Source organism: Pseudofrankia sp. EUN1h, from assembly GCF_001854645.1.
GTDB lineage: Bacteria > Actinomycetota > Actinomycetes > Frankiales > Frankiaceae > Pseudofrankia > Pseudofrankia saprophytica.
The window spans coordinates 281,421-306,832 of record NZ_MBLN01000014.1 but is presented as its reverse complement, the minus strand read 5'-3'; the positions used below and the strand labels follow the sequence as shown (position 1 = coordinate 306,832).

General features: G+C 72.8%; 21 protein-coding genes. 12 read left to right on the top strand and 9 right to left on the bottom strand.

Features of this window, described 5'->3' with window-relative positions; all coding sequences use genetic code 11:
* Positions 1-58 precede the first annotated feature (58 nt).
* A complete protein-coding gene (locus tag BCD49_RS06205; protein ID WP_007516112.1) occupies positions 59-1,864 on the bottom strand; it encodes a class I adenylate-forming enzyme family protein in 1,806 nt (601 codons plus the stop codon).
* A gap of 297 nt (positions 1,865-2,161) precedes the next feature.
* Here BCD49_RS06205 and BCD49_RS06200 point away from each other — a divergent pair, with 297 nt between their 5' ends.
* The 5 genes from BCD49_RS06200 (at position 2,162) to BCD49_RS06180 (ending at position 9,505) form a co-directional block, all read left to right on the top strand.
* On the top strand, positions 2,162-3,595 hold the full coding sequence (locus BCD49_RS06200) for a glycosyltransferase (RefSeq protein ID WP_051466385.1): 1,434 nt from the start codon (positions 2,162-2,164) through the stop codon (positions 3,593-3,595).
* A 174-nt stretch (positions 3,596-3,769) separates the two neighbouring features.
* Positions 3,770-4,912, top strand: coding sequence for a glycosyl transferase (locus BCD49_RS06195; protein ID WP_007516110.1), 1,143 nt, complete (start codon positions 3,770-3,772; stop codon positions 4,910-4,912).
* A 217-nt stretch (positions 4,913-5,129) separates the two neighbouring features.
* Complete coding sequence (locus tag BCD49_RS06190) at positions 5,130-5,867, top strand: hypothetical protein (protein ID WP_007516109.1); 738 nt, start codon at positions 5,130-5,132, stop codon at positions 5,865-5,867.
* Between the two features lie 361 nt (positions 5,868-6,228).
* Positions 6,229-9,012 carry an aconitate hydratase gene (locus BCD49_RS06185; protein WP_007516108.1) on the top strand — a complete coding sequence of 928 codons (2,784 nt, stop codon included), beginning with the start codon at positions 6,229-6,231 and terminating at the stop codon, positions 9,010-9,012.
* 157 nt (positions 9,013-9,169) lie between these two features.
* A complete protein-coding gene (locus tag BCD49_RS06180) occupies positions 9,170-9,505 on the top strand; it encodes an ester cyclase (protein ID WP_007516107.1) in 336 nt (111 codons plus the stop codon).
* On the opposite strand, the gene BCD49_RS06175 is transcribed toward BCD49_RS06180, so the two are convergent.
* The 3 genes from BCD49_RS06175 to BCD49_RS06165 form a co-directional block, all read right to left on the bottom strand.
* The gene (locus tag BCD49_RS06175) at positions 9,484-9,774 is read right to left on the bottom strand and encodes a type II toxin-antitoxin system Phd/YefM family antitoxin (RefSeq protein ID WP_007516106.1); all 291 of its coding nucleotides are present in this window, start codon (positions 9,772-9,774) and stop codon (positions 9,484-9,486) included. The two genes, BCD49_RS06180 and BCD49_RS06175, sit on opposite strands and share 22 nt — an antisense overlap.
* A 171-nt stretch (positions 9,775-9,945) precedes the next feature.
* Positions 9,946-10,716 carry a cyclase family protein gene (locus BCD49_RS06170; protein WP_007516105.1) on the bottom strand — a complete coding sequence of 257 codons (771 nt, stop codon included), beginning with the start codon at positions 10,714-10,716 and terminating at the stop codon, positions 9,946-9,948.
* Positions 10,717-10,809: 93 nt separating this feature from the next.
* A complete protein-coding gene (locus tag BCD49_RS06165; RefSeq protein WP_007516104.1) occupies positions 10,810-12,453 on the bottom strand; it encodes a thiamine pyrophosphate-binding protein in 1,644 nt (547 codons plus the stop codon).
* Positions 12,454-12,652: 199 nt separating this feature from the next.
* Between BCD49_RS06165 and BCD49_RS06160 the strand changes: the two genes are divergently transcribed.
* The 3 genes from BCD49_RS06160 to sigJ all read left to right on the top strand — a co-directional run bounded on the left by BCD49_RS06160 (position 12,653) and on the right by sigJ (position 17,310).
* Positions 12,653-13,459 carry an inositol monophosphatase family protein gene (locus tag BCD49_RS06160; RefSeq protein WP_027140997.1) on the top strand — a complete coding sequence of 269 codons (807 nt, stop codon included), beginning with the start codon at positions 12,653-12,655 and terminating at the stop codon, positions 13,457-13,459.
* A 67-nt stretch (positions 13,460-13,526) separates the two neighbouring features.
* Positions 13,527-16,205 carry a valine--tRNA ligase gene (gene valS / locus BCD49_RS06155; RefSeq protein ID WP_007516102.1) on the top strand — a complete coding sequence of 893 codons (2,679 nt, stop codon included), beginning with the start codon at positions 13,527-13,529 and terminating at the stop codon, positions 16,203-16,205.
* Positions 16,206-16,317: 112 nt separating this feature from the next.
* Complete coding sequence (sigJ, locus tag BCD49_RS06150) at positions 16,318-17,310, top strand: RNA polymerase sigma factor SigJ (protein WP_007516101.1); 993 nt, start codon at positions 16,318-16,320, stop codon at positions 17,308-17,310.
* A gap of 81 nt (positions 17,311-17,391) precedes the next feature.
* Here sigJ and BCD49_RS06145 read toward each other — a convergent pair whose 3' ends face one another.
* The 3 genes from BCD49_RS06145 to dut all read right to left on the bottom strand — a co-directional run bounded on the left by BCD49_RS06145 (position 17,392) and on the right by dut (position 19,428).
* Positions 17,392-17,910, bottom strand: a complete 519-nt coding sequence (locus BCD49_RS06145) for a gamma carbonic anhydrase family protein (RefSeq protein ID WP_007516100.1) — start codon at positions 17,908-17,910, stop codon at positions 17,392-17,394.
* Between the two features lie 164 nt (positions 17,911-18,074).
* Positions 18,075-18,803 (bottom strand): DUF3710 domain-containing protein, encoded by a 729-nt coding sequence (locus tag BCD49_RS06140; RefSeq protein ID WP_007516099.1) that lies wholly within the window; start codon positions 18,801-18,803, stop codon positions 18,075-18,077.
* Between the two features lie 124 nt (positions 18,804-18,927).
* Positions 18,928-19,428 (bottom strand): dUTP diphosphatase, encoded by a 501-nt coding sequence (dut, locus tag BCD49_RS06135; protein WP_007516098.1) that lies wholly within the window; start codon positions 19,426-19,428, stop codon positions 18,928-18,930.
* A 260-nt stretch (positions 19,429-19,688) separates the two neighbouring features.
* On the opposite strand from dut, the gene BCD49_RS06130 reads away from it, so the two are divergent.
* From BCD49_RS06130 to BCD49_RS06120, 3 genes are all read left to right on the top strand, one after another.
* Positions 19,689-20,027, top strand: a complete 339-nt coding sequence (locus BCD49_RS06130; RefSeq protein WP_335341676.1) for a DUF4235 domain-containing protein — start codon at positions 19,689-19,691, stop codon at positions 20,025-20,027.
* A 189-nt stretch (positions 20,028-20,216) separates the two neighbouring features.
* Positions 20,217-20,597, top strand: coding sequence for an OB-fold nucleic acid binding domain-containing protein (locus BCD49_RS06125; RefSeq protein ID WP_007516096.1), 381 nt, complete (start codon positions 20,217-20,219; stop codon positions 20,595-20,597).
* A gap of 128 nt (positions 20,598-20,725) precedes the next feature.
* Positions 20,726-21,544 carry a DUF3159 domain-containing protein gene (locus BCD49_RS06120; RefSeq protein WP_071041253.1) on the top strand — a complete coding sequence of 273 codons (819 nt, stop codon included), beginning with the start codon at positions 20,726-20,728 and terminating at the stop codon, positions 21,542-21,544.
* A 54-nt stretch (positions 21,545-21,598) separates the two neighbouring features.
* Here BCD49_RS06120 and BCD49_RS06115 read toward each other — a convergent pair whose 3' ends face one another.
* Both BCD49_RS06115 and BCD49_RS06110 read right to left on the bottom strand, forming a co-directional pair.
* A complete protein-coding gene (locus tag BCD49_RS06115; RefSeq protein ID WP_007516094.1) occupies positions 21,599-22,285 on the bottom strand; it encodes a potassium channel family protein in 687 nt (228 codons plus the stop codon).
* Positions 22,286-22,290: 5 nt separating this feature from the next.
* Positions 22,291-22,956 (bottom strand): potassium channel family protein, encoded by a 666-nt coding sequence (locus tag BCD49_RS06110; RefSeq protein WP_007516093.1) that lies wholly within the window; start codon positions 22,954-22,956, stop codon positions 22,291-22,293.
* Positions 22,957-23,299: 343 nt separating this feature from the next.
* Here BCD49_RS06110 and BCD49_RS06105 point away from each other — a divergent pair, with 343 nt between their 5' ends.
* Positions 23,300-25,387 (top strand): APC family permease, encoded by a 2,088-nt coding sequence (locus BCD49_RS06105; protein WP_027140996.1) that lies wholly within the window; start codon positions 23,300-23,302, stop codon positions 25,385-25,387.
* Positions 25,388-25,412 lie beyond the last annotated feature (25 nt).

Below are 25,412 nucleotides of genomic sequence, written 5' to 3'. Positions count from 1 at the left end.
TCGCGTCAACGGGATCACCGTGGCGACCGTGGTGTTGGTCGGCGCGGTATTGGTCGGATTATCTGGCTGGGGTGGCGTAGAGCTTCTCGAGCTCGCGCTTCAGGAGCTTGCCGGTGGCGTTGTAGGGGAGCTCGGTGGCGAAGCGGACGTGGGCCGGGACCTTGAAGCGGGCGAGCGCGGCGGCGACCCAGGCCTGGACGTCCTCGGCGGTGACATCGGCGCCTTCGCGGCGCACGACGACCGCCATCACCTCCTGGCCGAGCTCGCGGTGCTCGACGCCGATGACGGCGGCGTCGGCCAGGGCGGGGTGCTCGACGAGCCGGTTCTCGATCTCGATCGGGTAGATGTTCTCGCCGCCGCGGATGATCATGTCGCGGAGGCGGCTCTCCATGTAGAGCAGGCCGCCGTCGACGCGGCCGAAGTCGCCGGTGCGGTACCAGCCGTCGGTGCCGAGGACGGCGGCCGTCGCCTCCTCGTTCTCCCAGTAGCCGAGGAAGACGCTCGGGCAGCGGACGCAGATCTCGCCGACCTCGCCGTCGGGCAGCTCGGCGCCGTCCGGGCCGACGACCTTGATCTCGGAGGTCGGCGTCGCCACCCCGAGTGAGCTGGGCGCGTCGCGCAGCCTGCGCCCGCCCGTGGTCGCGCCGATGCCGGCGGTCTCCGTCATGCCGTAGCCGCCGCCGAGGGTGCGGCCGGGCAGTACGCGCTCGATCAGCCGGACGACCTCGGGCGGGAGGGCCGCGCCGCCGCCGCCGAGGCCGCGCAGGCTGGACAGGTCGTAGTCGCCCAGGCGCGGGTGCTCGAGCAGGCGCAGGAACTGGGTCGGCACGCCGGACCAGTTGGTGACGCCGTGACGCGTGGTCAGGTCGAGGTGGACGGTCGGGTCCCATTTCCCGGGCGGGGCGAAGACCAGGGTCATGCCGTTGTACGGGGCGTGGCTGAGCAGCGGGCCGATGCCGGAGATGTGGAAGAACGGGCCGGCGAGGATCGACACCGGCGGTGGGGGCGCGGCGGGTGCCGGCGCGGGGGAGCCCTGGGACGCGGGGGACGCCTGGGCCAGCTGGTCGAGCAGCCCGGCGGCGGCGCCGCGCAGGGCGGCGTCGGGACTGAAGTTGACCAGCGCTCGGTGGGGGAGCAGAGCGCCCTTCGGGCGGCCGGTGGTGCCGCTGGTGAACAGGATCGTGACCGGGTCGTCCTCGTCCAGGTCGGGGCACAGCGCGAGCAGGGCCGCGGCCGCCACACCGGCGCCACCGCCAGCGGCGCCGTCGGCATCGGCGCCGCCGGCGTCGCTGCCGACGGCGTGGATGGGCGGGGGGAGCGTGGCGAACAGCTCGGCGAAGGTGAGGACGGGCTGGCCCGCGGCCTCGGGGATCCCGTCGAGGCGGGCGAGGCGGCGCTCGTCGCCGAAGACCACGGTCGGCGTGGTCAGCCGCAGGCCGTGCGCCAGCTCCGGGCCCGTCCACCAGCCGTTGAACCCGACGGCGATCGCGCCCAGGGAGAGCGCGGCCCACATGCTGACGGCGTACTCGGCGCAGTTCGCGGCGACGAAGCCAACCCGGTCGCCCTTCCTCACCCCGAACTTGTCGCGCAGCACGCCCGCGACCCGCACGGCGCGCGCGGCGGTCTCGGCGAACGTCAGCGTGGTCGCGGCGCCGGACGCATCGACGAAGACGAGGTAGGGCCGGTCGGGAAAACGCTGGCAGGCGGACGCCAGTATCGCGGGCAGATGCGGCGGGCGACGGGCGAAGACGGTCATCTCGACGCCGCGCACCTGTTCCCGCGCCAGCTCGAAGGGCGCGTCGGGGCCCATCAGCCGGTCCCGCAGCGGCGGGGGCAGGAGGTCACCGTCGGGCCACCGGAGCATCGCGCTCTCCCATCCTCGACCATCTTCGACCAGCGATCACGCCTGACCAGCGATTACTCCCGGTCAAAGATCGCAGTATGTATACATGATACGATTCTGGGGTATTGTGGTCCAGCGCACATCGATCGGGCAAGTGTTGGGCCGGGAGACCGGGGCTGTCGCGGGTGAGCGGGTGAACTGCCGGCACGCCGAGGGCGACGAGCGCCGCTCGACCGGGATGGTCACATAGAGTCACCGCCCGTGTTCTCCACGCATCGTCTCGATATCGGGGCCGAGACTGGGCCCAGTGACCCGCGCGTGCTGCTGCTGGCCCCGTCGGTGGGGCTGGGCGGCGGCGTCGAGCGTTACCTGGCCGCTGTCGAGGAGCGGCTGCGCGCGGGCGGCGCCCTGGTCCACCGGGTCGACCTGCACAGCCCGGCGCGCCCGCACGACCCATGGGCCAGGCAGCGCTTCGCCGCCTCGGCCCTGCGCGTCGCGGCGCGGCTGGCACCGCTGGACGCTGTCCTCACTGGCGGGCCCGGCCTCATCCCGGTCGCGGCGGCCGCCGTCGTGGTCGGGCGGGCCAGGCGCGGCCCGGTGATGGTGTGCGACGCCGACGGTATCCGGGCGCGGTGGTTCGGCCGCGCGCTGTTGGCCCACCGCCGGGCGCTGTTCCCGTTGACGACCGGCTCGTACAGCGCCGGCGCGCTGGCAAGCCTCGGCGCCGTCCCGGTGCTGCGGCCGGGCGTCACGTCGGCCTGGCGGTCGGCTCTCCTGGCCGCGGGTGCCCGAACGAGCCGGGACAGCGCCGCGCCGCGCACGCCGACCCTGCTGACGGTCCTGCCGTTCGCCGTGGACAGCACGGACGCCGATGCCGCCGATGCCGCCGATGCGGCTGGCGGCGCTGGGGGCGCCCATGGGGCCGGCGACGGCCTGCCGACGCTGCTTGCCGCGCTGCGCGTGGTGCGCCAGGCGGTCGGGACGGTCCGGCTGGTGGTCGCGGTGCGGGGGCGCGCACCGGAAGCGGCTCGGGCGGCGGTCGCGGCGGCGGGCGACGCCGAACTCCTCGAGTCACCGGACGATTCGCGGCTGGCCGCCCTGTACGCGGGGGCTGACCTGTTCGTGCTGTGCACGGGTGCCCGACCGGGCCGCGGCGGCGCGGACCACGCCCGGGTGCTAACCGAGGCGCAGCTGGCTGGCTGCCCGGTCGTCGGCCCGGTGCGCGGCGACGCCCGCGACGCCTACGTCGACGGGGCGACGGGCGTCACGCCGGGTGACGAGTCGCCGGCGGCGCTCGCCGCGGTGCTGACCGACCTGCTGGCCGACCGGGCGAGGCTCGCGCGGATGCGCCGGCGCGCCGCGGAGTGGGCCAGGATGGCCACCGAGCCGGCGGAGCACACCAGGGCGGTTTTCGCCGCGGTCCTTGGCACCCTCCCAGCAGCTCCGGCTCCGTTCCCGGCCGCGGCGGGGGTCCCGTCGGACGGGCCCGAACGGTGGGCCATGGCGCCCGCGTCAGCCCATTCCGCGGCCATGTCGCCTGTGCCGGCGTCCGGTGGGGTGGCGCGGCCACCGACGCACCGCGCGGCGACTCGGGTGTGGCCCGAGCCCGCCGGAGCGGAGCCCAGGCGCGTCTTCTGGTCCACGGTTCCGCCCGCCCGCGTGGCCCACGAGGTTGAGGCGGACCCGGACTACGCCGAGCTGAGCCGCGGCTGGAGCGAGGACATCGAGGTCGACGACCTCCGGATCCGTTGACGGTCCGGATCGGTTGACGGCCGGATCCGCCCGGGATCGATCACAGTGGGTTACGGGTTCCCGGGGACACTCGGCGCCGCTTACCGGCATCGAGTAGGTAGAGCATTACAGTGAGTCACGAAGTTTGGTCCTGGGCTCGGCCCATCCCGTCCTGCTTCCCCGCCGGAGGAACACATGGTCGGTGCCGGATCCGCGGCCTGCGTCGTCACCCTGGCCGCGACGCCGCTCGTCATCGCCTGCATGCGGCGCCTGTCGGTGCTGGACGTCGCGGGTGAGCGCTCGCTGCACACGGTGCCAACGCCGCGGGGCGGTGGGGCGGCGGTCGTGCTCGGGATGTTCGCCGGCGTGCTGGCCACGGTTCTCACCAGCGGCCGGGCGAGTGCGCCCGACCTGCTGCCGATGACGCTGGCGATCACGCTGTTCGGCCTGATCGGCCTTGCCGAGGACGTGGCCAGCGACATCGGTGGGATCTCGCCACTTCGCCGGCTCGCGCTGCAGGGGGTCGGCGCGGCGGCGGTCACGGCGACGACCGTGCTGTCCGTCACCCTCGTCGGCGACGGGCCGGGGACGGCGCTGCTCGTCGCGGCCGCCGTCGTGGGGCCGCTGTGGGTGACGGGGTTCGTCAACGCCTTCAACTTCATGGACGGGGTCAACGGCATCTCGGCCGCCCAGGCGACGGTCGCCGGGGTTGGCTACGCGCTGGTCGGCACGGTGCACCACAACCCGCCCCTGGTCGCCGGCGGCGTGGTGGTCGCGGGTGCGGCGATCGGCTTCGCGCCGTTCAACCTGCCCCGTGCGCTGGTCTTCCTCGGTGACGTCGGCAGCTACGCGCTCGGCGGGGCGATCGCGGCACTGGCGCTGCAGGCGGCGCTGTCCGGGGTCGGCGTCGAAGCGGTCGTGGCGCCGGTCGTGCTCTACCTGGCCGACACGGCGACGACGCTGGCGCGCCGGATCCGCGGCGGCGAGCGGTGGTACCTGCCGCACCGCGAGCACGCCTACCAGCGGCTGGCCACCGGCGGCTGGTCGCACACGGCCGTCACCGGCTACACCTGCCTGCTCGCGTCGATCTGCGCCGCGTTGGGCGTGGCGACCGCCGCGGGGGCGGCAGCGCCGGCACGGATCTGCGCGGATCTCGCGATCGGCTTCGTCGTCGTCCGCTACCTCGGGGCACCCCGCCGGGTCGCGGATCGCCGGGCCGCCACGACGGCGGTGGCGCCGGTGGCGCCGGTGGCCATCCCGGCCCAGCGGGTGGCCGTCGAGGCCGCCGGCGCGGTCCGCCCACCGGTCGAGGTCGCCGCCGTCCGCGAGCACCCGTAGACGAGACCTGGGCCGCTGCCGCTGCCGGGCGGGCCGCTGCCGGGCGGGCCGCTGCCGGGCGGGCTGCTGTCGGGCGGGCTGCTGTCGTAGAGGGCGCGCCTGTCCGGGCGCGACACGGGTGGCTCACGTGCTGTGTGTGGTTGGTGCGTCACACTTCGCGCATGAAGGGTGTCGGAAGGCTGGATGCCGTCGCGATGGTCTCGTCGATGAGGTCGCGGTGAACGCCGCCGACGCGCTCGGCGGTGCTCAGCCGCCCGCAGCGTCGTCCGTCGACCTCGCCCTGTTCGGCATCGCGATCGCCGCGCGCGGGCGGCCCGGCCGGACCGGGGCCGAGGAGGCGGCGTGGACGATGCTGCACCTGGGCGACGCCGTGGACGAGCCAGGCCGGGCCAGGTCCGTGGACCTGCTCGCGGCGCTGCGCCGCGACGGCGTGCCCGCGCGGCTGCGGCTGGTGGGGCCGATCCCGCCCGCGCAGCGCGGTCGGCTGCTGACCCGCGCGACGGTGAGCGGTGTCGTCGGCGCGCTCGACCTGCCGGGCGAGCGCGCGCCGCACGAGGTGGCCCGGTTGCTGGTGGAGGCCGCGCTGCTGGTCGTGCCGGCGGCCGCTGGCGGCGAGGGACGTGCTGGCGGCGAGGGACGTGCTGGCGGCGAGGGACGTGCCGGCGCAGAGAGCGGTGTCGGTGACGCGCCCGACCTGGTACCGGTGGTGCTGGCCGGATGTGCGGCCGGCACGCCGGTGCTCGCGACCGACCTGCCGGCGCTGCGCGCGGTCGCCGCCGTGCTCCCGGGCGTGACCCTGCTGGCTCCAGACAGGCCGGCGATGACCTGGGCGCGTGCCGCGGCAGGGTCACTGTCCGTGCCACCCACCCCGGACGAACGGTGGGCGGCGCTGCGCCGGCTGCGTCGGTCGCCGTTCTGCGCGCAGCGCCCCACCCTCGCGGGCGAGCCCGGCTGACCTTCTGCGGGCGGTGGCCGGCGGTCCCTGGTGGGTGGGGCCGGGCTCACAGTCGGCTCGACTGCCGCGGCGGGCAAGACCGGTGCGTCCGGCCCGTACCGTTTGCCCTACCTAGGCTGTATACTTAGCAAAGCTAAGTAACTTGATGGCGATGCGACCGTCACCGGGCCCGCTGCGCTGACGCCGGCGAAGCGGGGAATGCCAGGATGGGCAACGATGCCACCGGCCAGTGCCCGGCCGCGACCGCGGCCAGGGCGTGGGCCGGATGGCGCGCGGTGCGCTCGGTTCATGGAAGGTTCATGGAACGCAGCGTGGTCGGCGCGACAGCGTGGTTCCGCGTGACATGGAGGAGACGACGGACATGGACAGCTTCGGCAGCACCGGACAGCTCGTGGTGGGGGAGCGCACCTACACGATCAGACGGCTGGACGCGGTGCCCGGTGCTGACCGCCTGCCCTACAGCCTGCGGGTGTTGCTGGAGAACCTGCTGCGCACCGAGGACGGCGCGAACATCACCGCCGACCATGTACGGGCACTGGCGAGCTGGGACCCGAGCGCCGAGCCGAGCCAGGAGATCCAGTTCACCCCCGCCCGGGTGATCATGCAGGACTTCACCGGCGTGCCGTGTGTCGTCGACCTGGCCGCCATGCGCGAGGCGATGGTGGCCCTCGGCGGCGACCCCGCGAAGATCAACCCGCTGGCCCCGGCGGAGCTGGTCATCGACCACTCGATCATCGCCGACCACTTCGGCCGCCCCGACGCGTTCGACCTGAACGCGTCGCTGGAGTTCAACCGGAACCGGGAGCGCTACCAGTTCCTGCGCTGGGGCCAGGCCGCGTTCGACAACTTCACCGTCGTGCCGCCGAACACCGGCATCGTCCACCAGGTCAACCTGGAGCACCTCGCCCGGGTCGTCTTCACCAAGGAGACGCCCGAGGGCACGCTGGCCTACCCGGACACCCTCGTCGGCACCGACAGCCACACCACCATGATCAACGGTCTGGGTGTGCTGGGCTGGGGCGTCGGCGGCATCGAGGCCGAGGCCGCCATGCTCGGCCAGCCGGTCAGCATGCTCATCCCGACCGTCGTCGGCTTCAAGCTGACCGGCGAGCTGCCCGCCGGCACCACCGCCACCGACATGGTGCTGGTCATCACCGAGAAGCTGCGCAAGCACGGCGTCGTCGGCCGGTTCGTCGAGTTCTACGGCGAGGGCGTGACGTCGGTGCCGCTGGCCAACCGGGCCACGATCGGCAACATGAGCCCCGAGTACGGCTCCACCTGCGCGATCTTCCCGGTCGACCAGGAGACGCTGAACTACCTGAAGCTCTCGGGCCGCCCGGCCGAGCTCATCGCGCTCGTCGAGGCGTACGCCAAGGAGCAGGGCCTCTGGCACGACCCGTCGCACGAGGCCAGCTACACGACCACGCTCGAGCTGGACCTCTCGACGGTCGAGCCGTCGCTCGCCGGCCCGAAGCGCCCGCAGGACCGGGTGCCGCTGGCCACCGCGAAGCCGAAGTTCCGCGCGGCGCTCGCCGACTACGCGAAGACCGTCGCGCTCGCCCCCGGCGGCGCCGACGAGGCCGACGACGAGTCGTTCCCGGCCTCCGACGTCCCGTCCGCGATCGGCGACAAGCCGGGCGACGCCCCCGCCTCGTCGAACGGGATCAGCGGCGACCTCGACGGCCGGCCGTCGAACCCGACCGCGGTGACCCTGGCCGACGGCACGTCGTTCACGATCGACCACGGCGCGGTCGCGATCGCGGCGATCACGTCCTGCACCAACACCTCGAACCCGCAGGTCATGATCGGCGCTGCGCTGCTCGCCCGCAACGCCGTCGAGAAGGGCCTGACCCGCAAGCCGTGGGTCAAGACGACGCTCGCCCCTGGGTCCAAGGTCGTCATGGACTACTACGAGCGGGCCGGGCTCGTGCCGTACCTGGACAAGGTCGGCTTCAACCTGGTCGGCTACGGCTGCACCACCTGCATCGGCAACTCCGGCCCGTTGCAGGACGAGATCAGCGCCGGGATCAACGAGGGCGACCTCGCGGTCGTGTCGGTCCTGTCCGGCAACCGGAACTTCGAGGGCCGGATCAACCCGGACATCAAGATGAACTACCTGGCGTCCCCGCCGCTGGTCGTCGCCTACGCGCTGGCCGGCACGATGGACGTCGACCTGAACAACGACCCGCTGGGCACCGACCCCGAGGGCAACCCGGTCTACCTGCGCGACATCTGGCCGACCGAGGCCGAGGTCGCCGCGGTCGTCGCCGAGGCGATCACGTCGGACATGTTCGAGCGGGACTACGCCGACCTGTCCGGCGACGAGCGGTGGCAGTCTCTACCGGTCGGCGACGGCGGTGAGGTTTCCCAGACGTTCGGCTGGGCGCCCGACTCCACCTACGTCCGCCACCCTCCGTATTTCGAGGGCATGGACCGGAACCCGTCCCCGCGGACCGACATCGTCGGCGCCCGGGTGCTCGCGGTGCTGGGTGACTCGGTCACCACCGACCACATCTCGCCCGCCGGCAACATCAAGAAGGACTCGCCCGCCGGTCGTTACCTGACCGAGCACGGCGTCGCCGCCGGCGACTTCAACTCCTACGGCTCGCGCCGCGGCAACCACGAGGTCATGATCCGCGGCACGTTCGCCAACATCCGGCTGCGCAACCTGCTCGCCCCCGGCACCGAGGGCGGCGTCACCCGCCACCTGCCGGACGGCGAGCAGCTGGCGATCTACGACGCGGCGCAGAAGTACGCCGCCGAGGGCGTGCCGCTGGTCGTGCTGGCCGGCAAGGAGTACGGCTCCGGCTCGTCGCGTGACTGGGCGGCCAAGGGCACCGCGCTGCTGGGCGTCCGGGTCGTCATCGCCGAGAGCTACGAGCGGATCCACCGCTCGAACCTCATCGGCATGGGCGTGCTGCCGCTGCAGTTCCAGCCCGGCGACTCGGCCGCGTCCCTGGGCCTGACCGGCGAGGAGGTCTTCACCGTCACCGGCCTCGCCGAGATCAGCGAGAAGACCACGACCCTGACCGTCCAGGCCGGCGACAAGTCCTTCGAGGCCGTCGTCCGCATCGACACCCCCGGCGAGGCGGACTACTACCGCCACGGCGGCATCCTCCCCTACGTCCTGCGCTCGTTGATCTGACGATCCAGCCACGCACGGCCGTCCGACGGGGGCCCGGGAGCCACTCCCGGGCCTCTGTCCTTGTCGGGAACGGCTCGGCGGATCATCGGGCAGACGGCGTGCCGGGGCGGGCGGCCCCGGTGGCCGGGCCCCGCCGACATGGAGGGTGGTTGGGCCTGTGGGCAGCGACGAGGCCGGCTCCGGCCGATGGCTTGTCGAGCACTACTTCGAGATGTGGAACTCCGGCGACACGTCGATCGCCAGCGAGATCATCGCCGTGGACTGGGTGGACCACGCGCATCCTGAGGTGCGGGGGCCGGAGGAGGTGGCGCGCGCCATCGAGCAGATCCGTGCCGCCCGACCGGACCTGTGCTTCACCATCGACTCCGTTCTCGGGGACCGCGACCTGGTCGCGGCCGTCGGCGCCGCCCGCGGGACGCGCCTGATCTGGCTGTTCCGGGTCGAGAAGGGTCAGCTGACCGAGTTGCGGACCTACCGCGACACCAGCTCCTGACAGTCCGCGCCGTCAGCGTGATCGACAACGGCGTCCAGGTCCGCGCAGAGACGATCGGCGTCCATGGGGGGCTCGTTCGCGAACATGGCTAACACCTGCGTCGTCGGTACGAACGTCCGGCGCGGAAGGGGGATCAGCTCGGCGATCGGGCTGCCGTCTCGCGTGACGACAAAGGTCTCGCCCCGCTCGACGGCGCGCAGGATCCCGCCGGAGTCGTTGCGAAGCTCCCGCGGCGTGATCTCGTGTGGAACGAACTCAACCACAGTCACGCGTTACCCCGAGTGCCACAAGGTGCTACGCCACGACCATGCTCTATTGGCGGGTCGGCCCCTGACGGGTTAGACGCTGATGGCTCGAACAGTACCACCTTCGCGGATCGGGCATCGGGATGGTGAGCCTGGGAGTACCGCTCCCGGGCTCCTTCCTTTCTGGCGAGCAAGTCACGCCGGGACGAGGGCGTAGGCGCGGGCCGGGGAACCGGTGCCGCCGACGATCGGGAGCGGGGCGACGACCAGCAGTGCGCCGGTGGTGGGGAGCTTGTCGAGGTTCTGGAGCTGGGTGAGGCCGAACTTGTTGGCGCCCAGCAGGTGGTAGTGAACCGGGAAGACCGGGTCCAGGGTGCCGGCGCAACCGGCGTCGATGCCGACGGTCTCGACACCGAAGCCGGAGATCGGTGATCTCGCCAGCCACTCGGCGCCGGCGGCCGAGACGCCGGGCGTGTGCGGGCCGCTGTCGTCAGCGTTGAGGAACGCGGCCGCGTCCGTCGAGTACCTCGACCAGCCGGTCCGGAACAGCAGCCAGGCGCCATCGGGCAGCGGGCCGTTCGCGGCCACCCAGGCATCCAGATGTGCGGGCTCCAGCAGGAAGTCAGGATTCGCGGCCGCCTCGGCGGTGAAGTCGAGGACGACCGCTGGGCCGACGAGGCGCGCCGGCGGGATCTGGTCGACCGAGAGGCCGTCCCGGCCCGACGCCCAGTGCACCGGAGCGTCCAGGTGCGTGCCGGTGTGCTCGCCGGTGTGGATGTTGTTCCAGCCCCAGAACGGACCGGCCTCGTCGAAGTCGCTGATCTTTTCCAGCGACAGCGGGATCGTGTTCGCGAACGGCGCCGGCAGCCTCAGGATCGGTGTCTCGGGCGAGAGCGGGGCGGTCAGGTCGACGATCGTGACCTCACCGGAGGTGAGGGCCGTGAGCAGGGACTCGATGGCGGTCATAGCCGAACCTCTCTCCGGCGCGACTGCGCCGAACACCCCGTCGGGCCGGGGCGGTGTTGGTGATGGGGGAGACGACCTGGTCGCCTTGTCTTTCTAGTGGCCGAAGGCTTCCTGTAGCCACCACGAGGCCATCGGGACGATCTTGGCGTCGATCACGAGTGGGACGCTCGGGTCCGCGAGCCATCCTTTGACCGCGTCGAGGTCGCCGATCGAGCGGACCGTGACGCCCGCGCAGCCGTGGCCGCGGGCGATCGCCGCGATGTCGGTGTCCGGGAAGGTGACGTTGTCGAGCGGGGCGCCGTCGGTGAAGTGGTGCACCTCCGCGCCGTACGCCGAGTCGTTGTAGACGATCACGACCAGCGACAGCTTCAGCCGGACGGCGGTGTCGAGCTCGGAGATCCCCATCATGAAGCCGCCGTCACCGGTGCCGACGACCGGCAGCCGGTCCGGCTGGGCGATCGCGGCGCCGATCCCGGTGGCCAGGCCCAGCCCGATCGACTGGAACGCCTGGGTGAAGCAGAAGCCGTTCTCGTCCGGCACGTCCAGATACATCGACGGCCAGCCCATGAAGTTCCCCGAGTCGATCGAGACGACTCGTTCCTCCGGCAGCAGCCGGTTCAGCTCGATCGACAGCGTGCGGGGATCGATGAGCGTGCCGGTCGAGAGGTCGTCGAACGGCACCTGATCCCAGCGATGCTCGGCGGCGATCCGCTTGGCCAGCGCCGGGGCACGATAGCCAGGCTGTGAGGGCGAGCGGCCCTTGCGGAGAATGTCGATGATTCCGGCCACCTGGTTCGCGGTCTCCTGGACACCACCCCAGAGCCCCAGGTGGACGGGGCGGCTGCGCCCCAGCCGCGCCGGGTCGCTGTCGACCTGGACGACGGTGGCCTCCGGATCGATCAGCTTGCCGTGCCGCGTGGTCCACATGTTCAGGGCGCAGCCGAACCCGACGAGCACGTCCGCGGCACCGATCAGCTCGGCCGCGAGCGGCGAGGCGAAGCCGCCCGAGACGTCGAGATCCCAGGGGCTGTCGTGGAACAGTCCGCGCGCGACCGCGGAGGTCGCCAGCAGCGCGCCGGTCTCGTCGGCGAGGCGGCGAATCGCGGCCGCGGCCCCCGGTGAGCGTGCCCCCCGGCCGGCGATGAAGACCGGCCGCCGCGCGTCGAGCAGGATCTCGGCCAGCTGGGCGGCATCGCCCGTGCGCGCGACCGGCGGCTTCGCCGCGACCGGCACCACGGGCGTCGGCCCGTCCGACAGCTCCTCGTCCTGGACGTCGATCGGAATGCCCAGCACGACCGTCTCGCCCAGGTTGCGAGCCGTCGCGTAGGCCCGGGCCACATCCGCGAGCGCGGTGCGCGGCGAGCGCACCCGGATCGGAACGGCTCCCACTGCCGTGGCCATCGCCGCCTGGTCGACGAAGAAGTTGGACCGCTCGTCGGCCGCCTCGGGCGCGAGGACGAGCAGCGGGGTCGCGCTCTTCGCCGCCTCGGCGAGCCCCGTCATCGCGTTCGTGAACCCGGGTCCCTGGTGCACGGACAGCACACCGACCTCGCCGGACATCCGCGCGTACCCGTCCGCCATGCACACGGCCCCACCCTCATGCCGCGCCGCGACGAACCGCGCCCCCGCCGCCACCAGCGCGCCCGTCACATGAAAGTTCCCGCTGCCGACGACCCCGAAGGCGACCCGCACCCCCTGCTCGCCGAGAAACCGACCGATCGCCTCACGCACCAGCATGATCGGATCCTAGGCCGCGGGCCTGGCTGCCGGTGGGCCCACCGGCCGGGCGGCGGTGGGCGGGCTCACAGCTCGGCGGGGCGGACAAGCGCGTGGTTGTTCAGGTCGGGTTGGCAGGATGACCGCGTGAGGATGTCCGTGCCCGCCGCCGAGGCGGTTGCCGTGCGTGATGCTGTGGATGTGGATGGGGTGCGGCGCGATGGCTGATCAGCCTGGGGCGGAGGAGCTGCTGGCCCTGGCCCTGGACGTCGCCGCGGAGGCGGGGGACCTGCTGGTGCGGGGGCGGGCGGGGACCGTGGCGGCGGAGTCGACGAAGTCGTCGCCGACGGACGTCGTGACGGCGCTGGACCGGGCCTCCGAGGAGCTGGTCGCCAGGCGGCTGCACGAGGCACGGCCAGGGGACGGGATCCTCGGCGAGGAAGGCTCGGACGCGGTCGGGACCAGCGGGGTGCGCTGGATCGTCGACCCGATCGACGGGACCGTCAACTTCCTCTACAACCTGCCGAACTGGGCCGTCTCCATCGGCGTCGAGGTGGACGGTGAGGTCGTCGCCGGCGTCGTGCACGCGCCCGCGCTCGGGCGCACCTACACGGCGCTGCGCGGTGGGGGCGCCGCGCTGGACGGCCGGCCGCTGCGCGCCTCGGGAGTGACGAGCCTCGAGATGGCGCTCGTCGCCACCGGGTTCGGCTACACCGTCGCGCGGCGCACGGCCCAGGTCGCCGTACTGACCAGGGTGATCCCGCGGGTGCGGGACATCCGCCGGATGGGCGCGGCCTCGCTGGACCTGTGCGCGGTCGCCGCCGGCACGCTCGACGCCTACTACGAGCGCGGCCTGAAGCCCTGGGACCACGCCGCCGGCGGCCTGATCGCCGCGGAGGCCGGAGCCGTCACCGGCGGCCTGGACGGAGCGCCCGGCGGCGAGGACCTCTACCTCGCGGCCCCGCCGGCGATCTTCACCGCGCTGGCCGCCCTGCTCGCCGAGACCCCCCGCGCCGACCGCGACTAGCGGCGGCGCGGCGCGGTGCGGCGGCGGCGCCGAATAACCGGTTGGCGATCACCCATAGGATGGAAGGGTGGTGTCAACAGACGGTGCCCAGCGCCAGCCGACAACGCAGCGCCAGCCGGCGACGCAGCCGGCCGCTCGGGCGATTCCAGCGAAACCGAGTCTCGACGGGGTCGAGGAGCGCTGGTCCTCGGTATGGCAGGACCAGCAGACGTACCGGTTCGACCGCACGGTCGAGCGCGCGCGCGTCTACTCGATCGACACTCCGCCGCCGACCGTAAGCGGCTCGCTGCACGTCGGCCACGTCTTCTCGTACACCCACACCGACCTGATCGCCCGCTACCAGCGGATGCGCGGCCTCGAGGTCTTCTACCCGATGGGGTTCGACGACAACGGCCTGCCGACCGAGCGGCGGGTGCAGAACTTCTACGGCGTGCGCTGCGACCCGTCCGTCCAGTACGACCCGGAGTTCACCCCGCCGGCCAAGCCGGGCAAGGAGCAGATCCCGATCAGCCGGCGCAACTTCGTCGAGCTGTGCGAGGAGCTGACGCTCGAGGACGAGAAGGGCTTCGAGGAGCTCTGGCGTCGCCTCGGCCTGTCCGTCGACTGGACGCAGACCTACGCGACGATCGACACCCGCTCGCGCGCCGTCGCCCAGCGGGCGTTCCTGCGCAACTACGCGCGCGGCAACGCCTACCTGGCCGAGGCGCCGACGCTGTGGGACGTCACGTTCCGCACCGCCGTGGCCCAGGCCGAGCTGGAGGACCGGCCCCGCCCCGGCGCCTACCACACGCTCGCCTTCCCGAAGGCGAGCGGCGACGGCCACGTGATCATCGAGACGACCCGCCCCGAGCTGTTGGCGGCCTGCGTCGCGCTGGTCGCGCACCCGGACGACGAGCGCTACCAGTCGCTGTTCGGCAAGACCGTGCGCACGCCGCTGTTCGGCGTCGAGGTGCCGGTGGTCGCGCACCGGCTCGCGGACCCGGAGAAGGGCTCCGGCATCGCGATGATCTGTACGTTCGGCGACCTCACCGACGTGATCTGGTGGCGCGAGCTGAGCCTGCCCGCCCGGGCCGTCATCGGCCGCGACGGCCGGCTGCTGGCCGACCCGCCGGCCGCGATCGACAGCGACGCCGGTCGGGCGGCGTACGGGGAGATCGCGAGCAAGACCGTGCACGCCGCCAAGACCCGGATCGTCGAGCTGCTCCGGGAGGCCGGCGCGCTGCAGGGCGAGCCGAGGCCGATCGAGCACCCGGTGAAGTTCTACGAGAAGGGTGACCGCCCGCTGGAGATCGTCTCCACCCGGCAGTGGTACATCCGCAACGGCGGCCGCGACGAGGAGCTGCGGGCCGCGCTGCGCGAGCGCGGCGCCCAGCTGCGCTGGCACCCGCCGCACATGCGGGTCCGCTACGAGAACTGGGTCGATGGCCTCAACGGCGACTGGCTGGTCTCCCGGCAGCGCTTCTTCGGCGTGCCGTTCCCGGTCTGGTACGAGCTCGACGAGGATGGCGAGCCGCGTTACGAGGCACCGATCCTGGCCGCCGAGGACAGCCTGCCCCTCGACCCGTCGACGGACGTCCCGCCCGGCTACACCGCCGCCCAGCGCGACGTGCCCGGCGGTTTCACCGGCGACCCCGACGTCATGGACACCTGGGCGACCTCGTCGCTGACGCCGCAGATCGCCGGCGGCTGGGGCTACGACGCGGACCTGTTCGCGCGGGTGTTCCCGATGGACCTGCGCCCGCAGGCTCACGAGATCATCCGGACCTGGCTGTTCTCGACCGTGGTGCGCAGCCACGAGGAGCACGGCGTGCTGCCCTGGTCGGACGCGGCGATCTCCGGCTGGATCCTGGACCCCGACCGCAAGAAGATGTCCAAGTCCAAGGGCAACGTGGTCACCCCGATGGGGCTGCTCGAGGAGCACGGCTCGGACGGCGTCCGCTACTGGGCGGCCTCCGGCCGGCCGGGGACGGACACGGCGTTCGACGTCGGCCAGATGAAGATCGGCCGCCGGCTCGCGATCAAGATTCTCAACGCGAGCCGGTTCGCGCTGGGCATCGTCGACGGTGAGGGCGGCGCCGCGCTGCCGGCTGGCATCGCGACCGGGGACGCCGCCGACGAGGCGACGCTGGCCGCGGTGACCGAGCCGCTGGACCGGGCGCTGCTCGCGAGCCTCGCCGACGTCGTCGACCAGGCGACCGCCGCCTTCGACGGCTACGACTACGCCCGCGCGCTCGAGATCACCGAGTCGTTCTTCTGGACGTTCTGCGACGACTATGTCGAGCTGGTGAAGGGCCGCGCCTATGGCGGCGCCGGTGAGGCGGGCGCTGCCTCGGCGCGGGCGACGCTCGCGGTGGCGCTCTCGACGCTGCTGCGGCTGTTCGCGCCGTTCCTGCCGTTCGTCACCGAGGAGGTCTGGTCCTGGTGGCAGGCCGGCTCGGTGCACCGGGCGCGCTGGCCGGAGGCGCCGCAGCTGCGCAAGCTCGCCGAGGCGGCGCCGGCGCGCCAGCTCGAGGTGGTCGGCGTGGTGCTCTCCGCGGTGCGGCGCGCCAAGTCCGAGGCCAAGGTGTCGATGAAGGCCGAGGTCGCCTCGGCCCGGGTCGGCGCCGAGCCGGACGTCCTCGCCCTGCTCGGCCCGGTCGGCTCCGACCTTCGCAACGCCGGCAGCATCGCCGACCTCGCCTTCGTCGAGGCCACCGGCGAGATCACCGTGGCCGTCGAGCTGGTTCCCAGGCCCGCGGCGGTCTGACCGACCGCCAGGGCCCTCCGGCCAGTGACGGGGGCGCTCGGCGCCCCCGTCACATCCCGGGCCGGTGTCTCGTCCTCCTCTCGACGCAGAAGAGCTGAGTTGCGGAGAGACGATGAAGATCTTCCCTGATGAAACGGCCGAGGGACGGGCCGCTGGGCTCGCGGCCGCGTTCGAGGCCGAACGCGGGTACCTGCGCGGCCTGGCCTACCGGATCCTCGGCTCGTTCGCCGAGGCCGAGGACGTCGTCCAGGAGGCATGGCTGCGCCTCGACCGCGCCGACGTCGAGCCCGACGACCTGCGGGCCTGGCTGACCGTCGTCGTCGGCCGGCTCTGCCTCGACGAGCTGCGCTCGGCACGCGTCCGCAGGGAGGCCTATGTGGGCCCGTGGCTGCCCGAGCCGCTGGCCGAGGTCGGMGGCCTCGACGCGGTCGCGGTCTACACAGCGGGGACGGCGGGGGCGATGACGACCCAGCGGGCGGCCGCCGCGTCGTTGCCCGACCCGGCGGCGGACCGGGTGACGCTCGCCGAGTCGGTCAGCATGGCGATGCTCGTCGTGATGGAGACCCTCACCCCGGCCGAGCGGACCGCGCTCGTGCTGCACGACGTCTTCGGCTACGGCTTCGCCGAGATCGGCGAGATAACCGGCCGTACTTCCGCGGCGTCCCGGCAGCTCGCCAGCCGCGCCCGCCGCCACGTCCGTGCCCGCGGTGCCCGGTTCGACCCGGATCCCGCCCGCGGCTGGCGAGTCGCGGAGGCCTTCCAACGGGCGGCGGACGGCGGCGACCTGACCGCGCTGCTCGAGCTGCTCGACCCGGACGTCGTGCTGCGGTCCGACGGCGGCGGGGTGGCCCAGGCGGCACGCCGGCCGATCGTCGGCGCCGAGAAGGTCGCGCGCTTCCTGCTCGGCATCCTCGCGAAGGCGGGGCAGGACCCGGCCGGCCCGCGGACCATCGTGCCGGCCGAGGTCAACGGCGGTCCCGGCTTCCTGGGCTACCTCGGCGACGAGCTGACCGACGTGGTCGCCCTGACCACCGAGGGCGGCCGCGTCCTTGCGATCGACCTGGTCGCCAACCCGGTCAAGCTTCGCCACCTGCGCGGCAGCTGATCCAGCCGGCTCCCGGGCGCGTCGCGGCCACCCGGACCTCTCGGACCATCCGGACCTCTCGGACCACCGAGGTGCCGAGCCTCAGTCGAGGCGGCGTAGCTCCTCGCGGAAGCGCTTGCCGTTCTCGACGTAGTGCTCGGCGGCGATGGCGATGCCGTCGGGGTTGGCGGCGCCTTCGCGGATCTTGGCGGGGACGCCGAGGGCCATCGCGCCCGGCGGGACGACGCCGTTGTTGCTGACGACCGCGTTGGCACCGACGATCGCGCCGGTGCCCACCCGGGCGTTGTGCAGCACGATCGAGCCCGAGCCGATGAGTGCCCCGTTCTCGACGGTGCAGCCCTCCAGGTGGGCGACGTGGCCCACCACGCAGTCGTCGCCGACGACCGTGCTGTGCAGGGCGGTGGTGTGCACGACCGTGCCGTCCTGGATCGACGTGCGGGCCCCAATAATGATCTTTCCGGTGTCCCCGCGCAGCACGGCCCGCGGCCAGATCGACGACTCTGGGCCGATCGTCACCGATCCGATCACGGTCGCGTCCGGATGGACGTACGCCGACGGATCGATGTCGGGAACCAGGTCTCCAAGCGCGTAGATGGCCAACTCTGCCTCCGAGGACATGAGCGCCCGTGGCCGCGCGTTCCGCGCGCCCGRCACGACTGTGACAGTGGACCGCCACGGCCGGCGTCCCCAGCCATCTTGCCGGTCACCCGTTTCCGGACGCCCCTGAAAATGACACGCGACGCTTTCCGCTTCGGCGGCAGAGGTCAGCGGAGCTCGGCGATGCGGGCGCCGGGGGCGGGCATCTGCGGGCGGCCGGAGGTCGCGTCGGTGCCGGTGCCCGCGCCGTTCTCGTCCAGGCCCCCGACGTGGTCGGCGACCTCCTTGGGCAGCTTCAGCGGCAGGGGGTCGCGAACCGGCATCGCGTCGTCGCCGCGCACGACCACCAGGCGGCGCAGCGTCTCCTCCAACAGCGGCGCCTCGGACGGGTCGAGCGCGCCCGGGCCGGTCATCACGGCGCGCACGAACCAGCGCGGGCCGTCGATCCCGATCATCCGGCCGGGGACCAGCTGCCCGGGCACCGGTGTCGGCAGCGCGAGCTCCAGCTCGCGGCCATAGCGGCCCTCGACGGTGCGCGGCGAGCCGCCGTTCGCCTCCAGCTGCTCGATGATCTCGTCCCGGACGTCATCCCACAGGCCCCGGGTCTTCGGCGCGGCGAAGACGGCCAACTCCATGGCGCTGTGGCCGTCGGCGACGACCACGCTCATCGGCCGGCCGGACGCCTCCTCGACCTGGAACTGGATCTGCACGCCCTCCAGCGCGGGCACCCGTAGGGCCCCGACATCGAGGTGGTGGACGTCGTCACGAGGGGCGTCGGCGAGGTCGTACGGGCCCCGTGGGTTGTCGACCGCGTCGGCGTGCTCCCCGGGCTCCAGCCCCTCGTCGACGAACTCGGCCTCGTCGGCCTCCTGCCTGCGGCGGCGCCCGAATGCCATGGCCTTCCCTCTCCTGCCTGCTCACCAAGCCGGTCCACTCGAGTCAACGAGCGATGACCCTGGATGGGTCCCGTACCTGGACGGTCCCCGGGCCGGTCGACGAACCCCGTGTCGCCAACCCCGGTCAGCTACCGGGGTTGCCCCCGGCGATGCCCGTCGAGCCGAAGCCACCGTCGCCGCGCCCGGAGGCCGGCAGCTCGTCGACCTCGCGGAAGACCGCGTGATCCACGCGCTGTACGACGAGCTGGGCGATTCGGTCGCCGCGGGACAACCTGATCGGCTCGGTCCTGTCCGTGTTGATGAGGATTACTTTGATCTCCCCACGGTAGCCGGCATCGACGGTACCGGGTGCGTTGACCACGGAGAGCCCGTGGCGCGCAGCCAGTCCGCTCCGGGGGTGCACAAAAGCCACATATCCGGCGGGCAGCGCGATGGCGAGCCCCGTTCCGACGATCGCGCGCTCGCCCGGCGCGAGCGTGACGTCCTCGGCCGTGACGAGATCCGCGCCGGCGTCCAGCGGCTGGGCGTACCGGGGCAGCGGTACCCCCGGATCAAGCCGGCGCGCCAGCACCTCCACGACGCCGCTGGTCACGGTGTCGGCGGGCGTGGGATCGAGGGCGGTCATGGCGGTTCTCCTTCTGGTCGGCGGGCGGGGGCGACGCACGCGCGCGCCGACCGCCGGTGGACGCGGCCGGCGGAACCCGCCGGCCAGGCACGATACTGGCTGCGCGCGCTGTCACTGGATGGGTAGGTAGAGCAACGGTGGCGCGCGCGGATGGCGCCGCGCCGACGGCCGGACGCGCAGACGTCGCCTGGGCGTCGGCCGGGCGCGAACGACCGGCGCCGAACACCCGAGCGTCGAGGACATGGACGTCGGTCGAGGACATGGACGTCGAGGACATGGAGAGGTGCGCGGTGGCGGGACCGGTATCCAAGGTCGGCTGGAAGATCGTCGGGGGAGCGGCCACCGTGGCGGGCGGAACGGCGGCGACCAAGAGCGTCAACGCCGTCTACCGGAAGGTGCGCGGCGGCGAGCCGCCCAAGAACCTGGCACACCCGGACACGACGTGGCGGGAGGCGATGTTCTTCGCGCTGCTGTCCGCGGTCGCGGTCGCGCTCGGCAGGCTCGCGGCCGAGCGGGCCGTCGCCGCCGGCTGGGCGCGGGTGACCGGAGGGCTGCCGCCGGGCATGGAGAACAAGACGGCCACCGCGTCGACCGACTAGGACCGCGACGAGGCATCGCGCGAGACCCGACCGAGAGGCCGGCGCGGACAGGACGGAGACCGAGGTCACAAAACCCACGGCCCGACCCCCTTTGCCGGGGCACACTGCCTTTCAACGGTGTTTCAAACCGATGTCCACTGACTCGGCGAGAAACGTTGCCTGGTATCGGCGGGTCAGATCGGAGGAGTCGTGGCTGAGCGAGGCGGCTGGTGGGGCAAGGTGGTGCACCGGCTGACGGCCGACGACGACGAGCTCGAGGCGGAAGACCTGCAGCGGGCGGCCCGCGCCGAGGGCGCGGTCCCGATCGGCGGCTGCCAGGACCATGAGGCAGCCTGCGTCGCCGGTACCGTCCGGTCGGTCACCGTGCGTACGCGGTCAGGCGCACCGAGCCTCGAGGTCGAGGTGTACGACGGCAGCGGCTGCGTGACGCTGGTGTTCCTGGGGCGCAGACAGATTCCCGGCCTGGACGCCGGCCGGTCGTTGAAGGCGACCGGCCGGATCAGCCGGGACGACCGGCGGGCGACGATCTTCAATCCCCGCTACGAGCTGCTCCCGGTCGCCAGCCACTGAGCCAGCGAAGCCGGCGCCGAGCCGCCACCGCCACACCTGGTGACGGCCTCGCCGTCGGCGGGGACCCACGCCGGGACGGTTACTCTTGCGGGAGCCGACCGTCCCAGGAGAGTGGGCCGACCTACCCGATGCCAGGACTGTCCCCTCGGGGGAACAACGCGCCCGACGCCACACCGTCCGGCGAGGAAACGCCGCTCGACGTGGCCGCTCACCGGGAGGGCGGCCGCCCGAGTCCGGACGGCCGGGACGCTGCCGGTGGCCGGGGCCCGGCGAGCGCCGAGTTCAAGGTCTCGTTCAGCGAGGCGATCRGCGGCCCTCGCGGGATCGTCGACAGCTCGCTGCCGACGATCGCGTTCGTCGCCCTCAACAGCGCCGCCGGGCTGACCTCGGGCATCATCGGTGCCGTCGTCGTCGGCGTCGCGATCTTCATCCTGCGGATGGTTCGCGGCGAGCCGAAGCAGCAGGCGTTCTCCGGGCTRCTCGCCGTCGGCGTGGCCGGCTACGTCGCGTCCAGGACAGGCCGCGGCAAGGACTACTTCCTCGTCTCCATCCTGCGTAACGCGGGGGCCGTCGTCGTCGGCGTCGCCTCGCTCGCCGTCCGCCGGCCGCTTGCCGGCTACGTGATGGCCGGCCTGGACCAGCGGTATTCCGACTGGCGCAACCACCGCGACACCCTGCGGGCGGCGAACTGGGCCACCGGCGTCTGGATCATCGTGTACTTCCTGCGGTTCGCGGTGCAGGGAGTGCTCTACCTCGCCGACCGGGATGGCTGGCTCGCGGCCGCGAACCTCGCGCTCGGGCTGCCGCTGTTCGGCTTGGCCGTGCTCGCGACGCTGGCGATCGTGCGCAGGATGGCCCCGGCGGCGCGCTTCGAGCCGCCGCCGGAGCAGCGCCCCACCGAGCCGGTCCCCGCCGAGGCCGCTGTTCGCAAGCCGCTCGACGACTAGACGGCCGACGCCGACGTCGGCATCGGCCGCGGGATCACGGGACGGCCCGCGGGGTCACGAGGTGGAGGGCGGCGCCGCGCCGAGGAGGGCGGCGAGCTCGGCTTCCGCGTCGGTGGTGACGGCGACGGCCAGCACCTCGTCACCGGGCTCCAGCGTGCTGTCCGGGGACGGCACGACGGCCTGGCCGCCGCGCAGGATGACGACCAGCGCGCAGTCGCGCGGCAGCGAGATCTCGCCGACGGTCTGGCCGGCGACCGGCGAGTCCGCCGGCAGGGTGAGCTCGACCAGCGACGCGTCGGACTGGCGGAACTTCATCAGCCGGACCAGGTCGCCGACGCTGACCGCCTCCTCGACGAGCGCCGTCAGCATCCGCGGGGCCGACACGGCCACGTCGACGCCCCAGCTGTCCGTGAACAGCCACTCGTTCTTCGGGTGGTTCACCCGGGCCACCACCCGGGGCACGCCGAACTCGGTCTTGGCCAGCAGCGAGACGACCAGGTTGGCCTTGTCATCGCCGGTCGCGGCGACCATGACCCCGCAGTTCTCCAGCCCGGCCGACTCCAGCGACGCCAGCTCGCAGGCGTCCGCCTGCAGCCAGCGCGCCTTCGGGAGTGCCTCCGGGCGGATCTTGGCGCCGTCCCGCTCGATGAGCAGTACCTCGGTGCCGTTGTCGAGGAGCTCGCTCGCGATCGACCGGCCGACCTTGCCGGCACCGGCGATCGTCACCACCTGACGCGTCATGACCCTCAGGCCCCCTTGGGCGGGTTGGCGCGCACGACCGACTCGGCCTCGGCGACGCGCTTGCGGGCCACGGCGGCGTGCAGGATGTCGCCGTCCTGCACCATCGTGCGCCCGTCCGGGATGAGGCCTTCGCCGTATCTGGTCACGCAGGCGACGCGGATGCCGGCCGCCAGCTCGATCTCCTTGACGGGCCGGCCGGCCCAGCCCTTCGCGGGGGTCATCTGGGTCATCAGGGCGGCGCCGGACGGGTGGGTCCATTCCGGGGTGACGGCCTCGGGCAGCAGCCGGGCGAGCATCTGGTCACGCGTCCAGCGCACGGTGGCCACGGTCGGGATGCCGAGCCGCTCGTAGACCTCGGCGCGGCGCGGGTCGTAGATCCGGGCGACGACCCGCTGGACGCCGAAGTTCTCCCGGGCCACCCGGGCGGAGATGATGTTCGAGTTGTCGCCGCTGGACACCGAGGCGAACGCGTCGGCCTTCTCGATGCCGGCCTCGATCATGGTGTCCCGGTCGAACCCGACGCCGGTGACCTTGCTGCCGGTGAACGACGGCGGCAGCCGGTGGAAGGCCCGGGGGTCCTGGTCGATGACGGCGACGCTGTGCCCGAAACGTTCGAGCTCGATGGCGAGCGCCGAGCCGACCCGGCCGCAGCCGAGGATCACGACGTGCATGGGGCGAGAGCGTAGCCGGGCCCGATGCCCTGGGTCGACGGACCGGGGCCGTCGGACGGGTGACGTGCGCCGATCGCGCGGCCAGCCGACGGCCGGTGCGCTTCGGGGCTATGCCGCGGGTCACACGTCGGGGGCCCGCGGGCAGACCGCGGCGGACGGGCGCGAGGGGGCGCGGTGGGCGAAATTGTCTCGTCACACTGGGGTTTTCCGGCGCCGGACGATCATCGGGCGCTCCATGTCAGGAGCCCTCGTCGGTGCGGGGCCGGCCCGGCACTCTCGGGATGCGATGGCGATATCCGCCACGCCGGACAGATCGGCGAGGTTGCTCGGTAGCATCCTGCGCGTGGCGCTCACGGACCGGCTGAAGCGCATCTGGGTCGGCCGCCCCCTCGGAAGTGACCGGCTCGGTGAGACGTTGCTGCCGAAGCGGGTAGCTCTGCCCGTGTTCGCCAGTGACGCGCTGTCCTCGGTGTCGTACGCGACCGAGGAGATCCTGCTGGTCCTCTCGCTCGGCGGCCTGGCGTTCTACCACTTCACGCCCTGGATCGCGCTCGTCGTCGTCGCGCTCATGCTGACGGTCGTCGCGTCCTACCGGCAGACCGTGCACGCCTATCCCAGCGGCGGCGGCGACTACGAGGTGGCGACGGAGAACATCGGCGGGCCGGCGGGGCTCACGGTCGCCAGCGCCCTGCTGGTCGACTACGTGCTGACCGTCGCCGTGTCGGTCTCCGCCGGCGTGGCGAACCTGACGAGCGCGGTCACCAGCCTCGCGCAGCACAGGGTGCTGATCGCGGTGGTGCTCATCGTCGTGCTGACGATGATGAACCTGCGCGGCGTGCGCGAGTCGGGCACCGCGTTCGCGATCCCTACCTACGGCTTCATCCTCGGCATCTTCGTCATGATCGCCATCGGGTTCGTGAAGATGGCCTTCGGGCACACGCCGCGGGCGGAGAGTGCCGACTACCAGGTGGCCGCGACCAGCCACTACTCCGGGCTGGCGCTGGCGTTCCTCGCGCTGCGGGCGTTCTCGTCGGGCTGCACGGCGCTGACCGGCGTCGAGGCGATCAGCAACGGTGTGCCGGCGTTCCGCCCGCCCAAGAGCAAGAACGCGGCGTCGACGCTGCTGGCGATGGGCCTGATCGCCGCGCTGATGTTCATCGGCGTCACCGTGCTCGCGATGGCCAGCAAGGTGCACGTCGCCGAGGACGCGAAGAACCTCATCGGTTCGCACGGCGACCAGCCGACGGTGATCGCCCAGGTCGCGGCGGCCGTGTTCGGCAGCGGCTCGATCGGGTTCGTCTACATCGCCGCGGTGACGGCGCTGATCCTGATCCTGGCCGCGAACACCGCGTTCAACGGCTTCCCGGTGCTCGGCTCGATCCTCGCCCGCGACGGCTACCTGCCGCGCCAGCTGCACACCCGCGGCGATCGGCTCGCCTACTCCAACGGGATCCTGCTGCTCGCCGGCTTCGCCACCCTGCTGGTGATCGTGTTCAAGGCCGAGACCACCCGGCTGATCCAGCTCTACATCGTCGGCGTGTTCGTCTCGTTCACCCTGAGCCAGACCGGCATGGTGCGCCACTGGCAGCGGGTGCTGCGCGGCGGCTCGGTGCTCGCGACGACGCCGGGCGGGCGGCGCAAGGTCCGCCGCTCCCAGACGATCAACTTCTTCGGGGCCTGCATGACCGGCCTCGTGCTCGTGCTCGTGCTGGCGACGAAGTTCACCCACGGCGCGTACATCGTCGTCATCGCGATGCCGGTGATCTTCGCGGCGATGCGGGCGGTGCGCAAGCACTACGACCGGATCGCCACCGAGCTGACCCCGCCGCCCGGCCCGCCGACGCTGCCGTCCCGGGTCCACGGCGTCGTGCTGGTCAGCAAGATCCACGCGCCGACGCTGCGGGCGCTCGCCTATGCCAAGGCGACCAGGCCGCACAGCCTCGTCGCGGTGACCGCCGCCGTCGACCCGGCCGACGCCGAGCGGTTGACCCAGGAGTGGCACGAGCGCGGCATCACCATCGACCTGGTGACGCTCGCCTCGCCCTACCGGGAGATCACCGGGCCGGTGCTCAAGTACGTCGCGGACATCCGCAAGGACAGCCCCCGCGACGTCGTCGCGGTGTTCGTCCCGGAGTACGTCGTCGGCCACTGGTGGGAGCACCTGCTGCACAACCAGAGCGCGCTGCGGCTCAAGGCGAGGCTGCTGTTCCAGCCAGGGGTGATGGTGACGAGCGTGCCCTGGCAGCTGGAGTCRTCGTCGCACGCGCAGCGCCGCATGGAGGGGGAGGCCGCGGGCGCCGTCCGGCGCGGCCAGGCCGGCCCGCGCGGCCCGCGCGGCCCGGTCGCCGTCGCGACCGCCGCCGTCGCCGCGGAGTCACCGTCGACCGGCTCGACCGCGCTGCCCGGCCGCGGCGACGGGCCGGAGGGCTAGTGCCTCCGAAGACGGGAGGCCGTCG